Genomic DNA, 7,685 nt, shown 5'->3' on the forward strand with positions numbered 1-7,685 from the left:
TTAATGAATTTAACAATAATCTAGTATTTTTTGAAAAAAGATTTTTTGATAAAAATTCATTTCAATTTATAGATGGAGATGAAATGCAAGTAATGTTATATAACTCATATACTAAGGAAAAAGAAGAGAGAGAATATTATATAGATGGGTGTGGTTATATAATCCCAACATATAAAATAAAATACAATTAAGAAGATATAATGGCAGTAAAACTACAAATAATGTTTAATTATTTATAGTTTTACAAGAATTTAAATCAATAGGATTAAATAAGTTCCATTGTTTGTTTTACTATTGATAATTCTTCGTTAGTTGGAATAACTAAAATTGGGTATTTTGAATCAGCTTTTGCTATATTTCTAGCTACTTTTTCACGCTTAGCATTTTTTTCTTCATCAATGCTAAAGCCAAGATGTGCAAGTTGCTTACAAACCGCAGCTCTCATTAAATCATCATTTTCACCAATACCTGCTGTAAAAATTAGAGCCTTAGCAGGAGTTACTGCAAGGTATGAGCCTATGTATTTTGCAATTCTATAGCAAAACATATCAAATGCTAATTTTGCTTTTTTATCACCATTTTGCATTTTTTCTTCAATTTCACGCATATCATTTGCACCACAAATTCCTAATAAACCACTTTGTTTATTGCAAATTTTATCAAGTTCAGCAATGCTTAAACCTTTGTTATATGCTAAATAAAATAAAGCTCCAGCATCAATATCCCCACATCTAGTTCCCATCATTAATCCTTCAAGTGGAGTAAGACCCATTGAAGTATCAACGCATTTACCATCTTTAATAGCACTAATACTTGCACCATTTCCTAAGTGAGCTGTAATTGCATCTATGTTTTTAATACCTAAGAATTTTTCCGCTTCACGAGTTACAAATTCATGAGATGTTCCATGAAAGCCGTATCTTCTAACACCATCTTCTTCATAATATTTATTAGCTATTGCATAGCGATATGCGATTTCTGGCATTGTTTGATGAAATGCTGTATCAAATACTGCTATATTTTTAACACTTGGAGCAAGATTTATAATTGTTTTAATTCCTGAAATATTTGCAGGATTATGTAAAGGTGCTAATTTTACTAATTCATCTAAAGCTTTTAAACATTTATCATCAACTAATGTTGCTTTAATAAATTTATCTCCACCATGCACCACACGATGACCTACTGCTGCTAATTCATTAAAATCAGTTAAAAGTCCGCTTTTAGCAAATAAATCACGAACTACTTTTAAGCCATCTTCGTGATTATTTATGCCACCTAAATGCTCTAATTCTTTGCCATCAAATTTAATTTTTGCTCTTGAATTGCTTTCTCCAATTTGCTCAACCAAACCACTCGCAACACTATCTTCATTAAAAAATAATTGGAATTTCAGTGAGCTCGAACCTGCATTTAAAACTAATATTTTTTTCATAATTTTTTCCTTTTTTATAATTTATTGTGCTTGAATTGCACTAATTAAGCATGTATTTACAATATCTTCAACCAAACAACCCCTACTTAAATCATTAATAGGTTTATTTAGACCTTGCAAAACAGGACCAACCGCAATAGCCCCTGCACTTCTTTGCACTGCTTTATAAGCTATATTTCCTGCATTTAAATCAGGGAATACAAATACATTTGCCTTTCCTGCTACTTTGCTATCAGGCATTTTTTTACTTGCTGTTGCAATATCTACTGCTGCATCAAATTGTATAGGACCATCATAATTTAATCCTTCATAAGATTTTGCTAATTCGCACGCTTGTTTTACTAAATCAACGCTTACTCCACTACCGCTATTTGCAGTTGAATAAGATAGCATTGCAACTCTTGGTTCAAAACCAAAAGCCTTATAAGTAGCTGCACTAACACTTGCAATTTCGGCTAGATTTTCAGGAGTTGGATTAGGATTTACCGCACAATCAGCAAAATACCAAACCTTATCACTTAAGCACATAAAAAATCCACCACTTACACTCTTAACACCTGGTTTAGTTTTAACTATTTGAAGAGCTGGGCGAATTGTATCAGCAGTTGAACATGCAGCCCCACTAACCATAGCATCAGCGTAGCCTAAATGAACTAGTAAAGTTCCAAAATAATTTCTATCTTTTATAAGTTCTTTTGCTTGTTCAAGGCTCATTCCCTTTGATTTTCTAGCTTCATAAAGTGCATTTGCACATTCATCATCTAATGATGAATTACCTGGATTATAAGTCTTAACATCATCTAAATCTATACCCAAATCACTAGCTTTTTGTGCTATTTCTTTATTGTTTCCTAAGATAATTAATTTAACAGCTTTGCTTTCTAATAAAATACTAGCAGCCTTTAAAATACGCTCATCATTTCCTTCTGGTAAAACTATAGTTTTAATATTTTCTTTAGCCTTGCTCTCTAGCATAACTTCAAATGCCATTGGACTTACATAATCAGGTTTTTTAAGATTTAATAACTCATCTAAGCTTGTATTTTCATTATATAAACTTGCGTATTTATGATGAATTTTAGCAAACTCAAATTTGGTTAAATCATTATCAATTACATAATTTAAATTAAGCTCTTTACTTAGTTTTAGATTTATCCAAAAAGTATCAAGACCACCAAAAACTCCAAAACTAGCAACTAATACAAAATCATATTTAGCTTTTAATTCATTAACTTTAATGATTATGTTTTTATAAAAAGTATTTTCATTTTTCAAATACTCTTTAACGCCTATTGCACTATCGTATAAGTATTCAGTTTTTATATTATGCTCTTTTGATAATTTATTTAAACCACACACCCCGTCTTCACAAGCAAGTGCTTGGAAAACAACAATATTTGAATATTTTTTTGATAATTTTATAGCAAGATTATCTAAACTTTCCCTGCTTTGTTTTTGAAAGTAAATCGCATTCATTGCTACTCCTTCATTGATTAATTTTCGCTAGAGTATATGCCTAAAATATTAATAAATAAGGAAGAAAATATGAAAAAAAATTACATAAAATATTTTGTTTTCCCTTTGTTAATTTCGGGTTGTGGTTTGGCTGATCCGCAAATGGATATGAAAGCTCCAACATATGTAGAGCAAATTGAACCTAAGGCTGATAATAATTTAGGAAGTCCAGGCTCACTTTTTGGAAAAGGCTCTAATCCACTTTTTAGCGATAATAAAGCTATGAATGTAAATGATATAGTTACGATAATTATTAAAGAAGACACAAGCCAAAGTAGTAAAGCTAGTAAAAGCACGAATAAATCTTCTAATGCTAATTTAAATTCCGGAGTTTTTGCAGGATTATTATCAAGTCTTAATAAGTCAGCAGATATTGGCTTTCAAACAAAAAATAATTCAGATTTTAGTGGTAGTGGTCAAGCTAGTAGAAATGAAAAATTTCAAACAACAATTAGTGCTAGAGTAATAAAGGTATTGGCTAATGGAAATTATTTTATTGAAGGAAAAAGACAATTATTAATAAACGGAGAAAAACAAATCGTCCAAATCTCTGGAGTAATTAGACCTTATGATATAACAGGTCAAAACACAATTGAGAGCAAATACATAGCAGACGCTAAAATACTTTATTCAACTCAAGGCGAAATTGATAAAGCTACTAAAAAACCTTGGGGAACAAAAGCAGTTGAAACTATTTGGCCTTTTTAACCTTGATTTAAGGTTAAAAAGACTTTATTTCTTATCATCTTCGTTAATTTTTAATAATAATTTATAAGCCTTATATACATTTGAAATTGCAGCTGCTATTCCAAACGCAAGTCCTACGAAAAATAAAGGCTTATAAATCTTAGCAAGTAAAATTCCTAAACCAACGCCAATTAGCACTGCAACTACAATGCTAATACCTAAGCTTAGATGATTTGCAGCGTCTATTACACTTTTTACTTTTTTAGCTCTTTTATTTTCTTCGTTATGCACGAATAGCCTTTTTGAACGCATTTATAAATATTTCAAATTCTTTATCTTCAAACTTAGAGCAAATAAATGCAGTTTCATAGGTTGATGGTGCAAGATTTACTCCATTTTCTAGCATAATTTTATGAAATCTTGAAAACTTAGCTGTATCACTTGTCTTAGCGTCATCGTAATTTAATGGGTATTTTTCATTAAAGAAAAATCCTAACATTGAACCTATATTTTTAGCTACAAAAGACACTCCTGCACTTTTACTCTCATCTAACATAGCATTAATTGCATTTTTTGCCCATTTATCACATTTTTTATAAATATCATCGTTTAATTGCTCAAGATTTGCAATACCTGCTGCCATTGCAAGTGGATTTCCACTTAGCGTTCCTGCTTGATATACTCCGCCTAGTGGGCTTAGAAGTTGCATAATTTCTTTTTTTGCAGCGTAAGCTCCAACAGGAAGTCCCCCACCAATAACCTTGCCAAAACAAACCATATCAGGCACAACTTTATAAATCTCTAAAGCCCCACCTAAAGCAGCTCTAAAACCACTCATAACTTCATCAAAAATCAAAACGATTTTTAATTCATCGCAAAGCTTTCTAAGGTCTTCTAAAAACTCTTTTTTAGCAGGGACAAAACCCATATTTCCTGCAATTGGTTCAATAATAATCACACCTATTTCACTACCATTACTCTTTGCTATAGCAATTTGCTCTTTTACGCTTTCTATATCATTGTATTTAGCTGTATAAGTATCTTTTACAGCGTTTTTACTAACTCCACTTGAACTTGGAGTATTAAAAGTAGCCAAGCCACTTCCTGCATTTACTAAAAGCATATCAGCGTGTCCGTGATAACAACCATCAAATTTTATAAGCCCATCACGATTAGAATAAGCTCTTGCTAAGCGAATTGCACTCATAGTAGCTTCTGTGCCACTATTTACAAATCTAATTTGCTCTATTGCAGGATATAACGATATAACTTTTTGTGCTAATTTGCTTTCAGCTAATGTAGGAGCACCATAACTTGTGCCATCTTTTGCTGCATTAATAATAGCGTTTGTTACATTTATATCAGCGTGTCCTAAAATGCAAGGTCCATAGCTTTGAACTAAATCAAGGTATTTTTTATCTTCAATATCAATTATATAAGCACCATCGCCCTTTTTTATAAATACAGGCTCACTACCTACACTTTTAAACGCTCTTACAGGAGAATTAACCCCACCTGCTATTAATGTTTGTGCTTGTGCGAAAGCTTCTTTATTTGTCATTTTTTTCTCCTTTTTTCTTGATATATAAGTATAAATTTTTTATTTCTTCATTTGTTAAATAATAATTTGGCATTATATTTTTTGAACTTGTTTTACTAACTAAGGCTTTATAAAAATTCTCATAACTAATATTTTTAATACTAGGGATTATTACTTGAATGGTTTTTCCATTTTCTTTATAAGTAGCAAATATTTGCTCACTTCCATCAAGCCCGTGACATTTATCACAGCCAATTCCCCTTGGGTTTTGATACAAGCTTAATTGATATTCATCTTTGCTTAAAAAATCACTATTAGCATAAACAAATACGCTAAAAACTAATAATATTAATTTTGATTTCATTTTATAATCCGTTGTTTTTAAGGGTTATAATACAATCTTTATTTTTATAAAGGTTACAAATTGATACTAGATGGAAAAAAATTAAGCAAAGAATTATACGCACAATTAAAACTCAAAATTAATGAGCTAAAAACCAAACCTTGCTTAGCTGTAATTTTAGTAGGAGATGATTATGCTAGTGGGGTTTATGTAAGAAGTAAATTAAAAGCTTGTAATGAATTAGGAATAATTAGTAAAGATTATAAGCTAGATAGTAGTATTAGCGAAGAAGAATTATTAAAAATCATAAGAGATTTAAATGATGATGATAGTGTAGATGCTATCTTAGTGCAACTACCTTTACCAAATCATATCAATAAAGACAATATCATAAACGCTATAAATCCTATTAAAGATGTAGATGGTTTTACTCCACTTAATTTAGGTTTAGTTTTAGCGAATTTAAAACCACATTTTTATGCTTGCACCCCGCTTGGAATTGATATTTTAATGAAGCATTATGGTATCTGTGTAAAAGGCAAAAATATTTGCATAATAAACGATAGTATCATAGTAGGTCGCCCACTTGCTGCTATGATGATTAATGAAGGTGCAAGTGTTAGCGTATGCCACAAATATACAAAAAATTTAAAAGAGCATACTTTAAACGCTGATATTTTAATAAGTGCTACAGGTGTAATTCATCTAATAAATGATGATTTTATAAAAAATGGAGCTATTTTAATTGATGTTGGGATTTGCAAAGAAATTGATGGAAAAAAACTATCAGGAGACTATCTTAAGACAAGTAATAAAGCTAGTATGATTACTCCAGTTCCTGGCGGAGTAGGACCTATGACTATTTATGCACTAATGCAAAACACATATGAAGCAAGATTAAAAAAGGAAGAAAATGCAAGAAAATAAAACAAAATGGCAAAAATTAGTTGATTTTTGGAATTCATGGACAGGGACTATTGTATTTGTTCTTGTTTTTATATTTTTCGTAGCTCAAGCTTTTACAATACCAAGTGGCTCTATGAAAAACACACTTTTAGTAGGAGATCATTTATTTGTAAAAAAATTCGCCTACGGGATACCAACTCCTAGAATTCCATTCCTAGAAGTTCCTGTGTTGCCTGATTTTAAAGGCGATGGGCATTTATTAAGCTATGCTAAGCCTAAAAGAGATGATATAGTGGTGTTTTTGTATCCGCACAATACAAAGCTACATTATGTTAAACGCTGCGTTGCTTTAGGAGATGATGAGATAATATTTGCAAATAAGACCCTTTATGTGAGAATGCACGAAGGAGATGAATATATGAGAGCAAATTATCCTGCTAATAAACAAGTGATTTTACAAGGCAAATTATACATAAAAGAGCCTTATACTAAAAAGGGTATTCATTATGATGAAAGAGTGGATTTTGATAAGGTCATAGAATACTTTATGGCTAAGGGTGAGTTTGTAATGAAGCCAATTTATGTTAGTGAATTAAGAAGTGATATTAAAGCGTATTATTATAAGGTGCCTAGCAATGAATACTTTATGATGGGTGATAATCGCGACCACTCAAATGATAGCCGCTTTTGGGGAAGTGTAGATTATAAATATATTGAAGGTAAGCCTTGGTTTGTTTATCTAAGCTGGGATGATGATTATAATATCCGCTGGGAAAGAATGTTTAAAAGCGTTGATACCTTAGAAAACGATGAAAGATATATCCATCACGAAATAAGCGATATTAATTCTCTTGATTAACAAAAATATCTAATTCAAATTCTTGTGATTTGAATTAGAATTTATTTTATAATACATTATATTTTAAAGGTAATTTATATAAAAATTAAAATTATTTAATTGTATTTGAAGACTTTTCACTTAAAATCTTTTCAATTTTCTTTTGTTGTTTTGCTATGTATTTTTCGCCTAGCGATTGTGCTTCTTCTCTAAATTCCATTTCAAATCCGCCTTTACTTATTACAGAATACTTTTGTCTAAACTCTGTATATAAAAAATAAACTGATAAATCATCAACAAAAGGCAATGAAACTAGCTTGGTTTTAGTTTGATATATTGTGTAAGTTTTTAAGTTTTTACCATTTAATAAAAACAATATTAAATAACTTGATAAAATATCTAATATTACAAAAAATATAAG

Annotated in this window: 10 protein-coding genes; 4 read left to right on the forward strand and 6 right to left on the reverse strand. The window is 30.4% G+C overall.

The window, feature by feature from the left end; all coding sequences use genetic code 11:
• A partial coding sequence (locus KJQ99_RS08030; protein WP_214150489.1) for a hypothetical protein occupies positions 1–191 on the forward strand: 191 nt, incomplete at its 5' end.
• 74 nt (positions 192–265) lie between these two features.
• On the opposite strand, the gene KJQ99_RS08035 is transcribed toward KJQ99_RS08030, so the two are convergent.
• Complete coding sequence (locus KJQ99_RS08035) at positions 266–1,435, reverse strand: acetate kinase (protein ID WP_214117921.1); 1,170 nt, start codon at positions 1,433–1,435, stop codon at positions 266–268.
• Positions 1,436–1,456: 21 nt separating this feature from the next.
• Positions 1,457–2,911 carry a phosphate acetyltransferase gene (gene pta, locus KJQ99_RS08040; protein ID WP_214150490.1) on the reverse strand — a complete coding sequence of 485 codons (1,455 nt, stop codon included), beginning with the start codon at positions 2,909–2,911 and terminating at the stop codon, positions 1,457–1,459.
• A 69-nt stretch (positions 2,912–2,980) separates the two neighbouring features.
• On the opposite strand from pta, the gene flgH reads away from it, so the two are divergent.
• Entirely contained in the window at positions 2,981–3,658 is a 678-nt protein-coding gene (flgH, locus tag KJQ99_RS08045; protein ID WP_214117919.1) for a flagellar basal body L-ring protein FlgH, read from the forward strand.
• A gap of 24 nt (positions 3,659–3,682) precedes the next feature.
• Here flgH and KJQ99_RS08050 read toward each other — a convergent pair whose 3' ends face one another.
• The 3 genes from KJQ99_RS08050 to KJQ99_RS08060 are packed head-to-tail and all read right to left on the reverse strand — an operon-like array spanning position 3,683 to position 5,541.
• Positions 3,683–3,928 carry an AtpZ/AtpI family protein gene (locus KJQ99_RS08050; RefSeq protein WP_336608663.1) on the reverse strand — a complete coding sequence of 82 codons (246 nt, stop codon included), beginning with the start codon at positions 3,926–3,928 and terminating at the stop codon, positions 3,683–3,685.
• A complete protein-coding gene (hemL, locus tag KJQ99_RS08055; protein WP_214150491.1) occupies positions 3,921–5,198 on the reverse strand; it encodes a glutamate-1-semialdehyde 2,1-aminomutase in 1,278 nt (425 codons plus the stop codon). Before hemL ends, KJQ99_RS08050 begins: the two co-directional genes overlap by 8 nt.
• Positions 5,188–5,541, reverse strand: a complete 354-nt coding sequence (locus KJQ99_RS08060) for a hypothetical protein (RefSeq protein WP_214120453.1) — start codon at positions 5,539–5,541, stop codon at positions 5,188–5,190. The genes hemL and KJQ99_RS08060 overlap by 11 nt, the downstream gene beginning before the upstream one ends.
• Positions 5,542–5,601: 60 nt before the next feature.
• Between KJQ99_RS08060 and KJQ99_RS08065 the strand changes: the two genes are divergently transcribed.
• Positions 5,602–6,447 (forward strand): bifunctional 5,10-methylenetetrahydrofolate dehydrogenase/5,10-methenyltetrahydrofolate cyclohydrolase, encoded by an 846-nt coding sequence (locus KJQ99_RS08065; protein WP_214150492.1) that lies wholly within the window; start codon positions 5,602–5,604, stop codon positions 6,445–6,447.
• Positions 6,434–7,285 (forward strand): signal peptidase I, encoded by an 852-nt coding sequence (lepB, locus tag KJQ99_RS08070; protein ID WP_214117914.1) that lies wholly within the window; start codon positions 6,434–6,436, stop codon positions 7,283–7,285. Before KJQ99_RS08065 ends, lepB begins: the two co-directional genes overlap by 14 nt.
• 91 nt (positions 7,286–7,376) lie before the next feature.
• Here the strand turns inward: lepB and KJQ99_RS08075 are convergent.
• Positions 7,377–7,685 (reverse strand): hypothetical protein (locus KJQ99_RS08075; RefSeq protein ID WP_214150493.1); only part of this gene is annotated, 309 nt, incomplete at its 5' end.

Source organism: Campylobacter sp. 2018MI13 (genome assembly GCF_018501135.1).
In the GTDB taxonomy this organism is placed as follows: Bacteria; Campylobacterota; Campylobacteria; order Campylobacterales; family Campylobacteraceae; genus Campylobacter_E.

Excerpts from the sequence above, each read along its gene's own strand:
- KJQ99_RS08035 (WP_214117921.1), bottom strand. The coding sequence starts at position 1,435 with ATGAAAAAAATATTAGTTTTAAATGCAGGTTCGAGCTCACTGAAATTC.
- pta (WP_214150490.1), bottom strand. The coding sequence starts at position 2,911 with ATGAATGCGATTTACTTTCAAAAACAAAGCAGGGAAAGTTTAGATAAT.
- flgH (WP_214117919.1), top strand. The coding sequence starts at position 2,981 with ATGAAAAAAAATTACATAAAATATTTTGTTTTCCCTTTGTTAATTTCG.
- hemL (WP_214150491.1), bottom strand. The coding sequence starts at position 5,198 with ATGACAAATAAAGAAGCTTTCGCACAAGCACAAACATTAATAGCAGGT.
- KJQ99_RS08060 (WP_214120453.1), bottom strand. The coding sequence starts at position 5,541 with ATGAAATCAAAATTAATATTATTAGTTTTTAGCGTATTTGTTTATGCT.
- lepB (WP_214117914.1), top strand. The coding sequence starts at position 6,434 with ATGCAAGAAAATAAAACAAAATGGCAAAAATTAGTTGATTTTTGGAAT.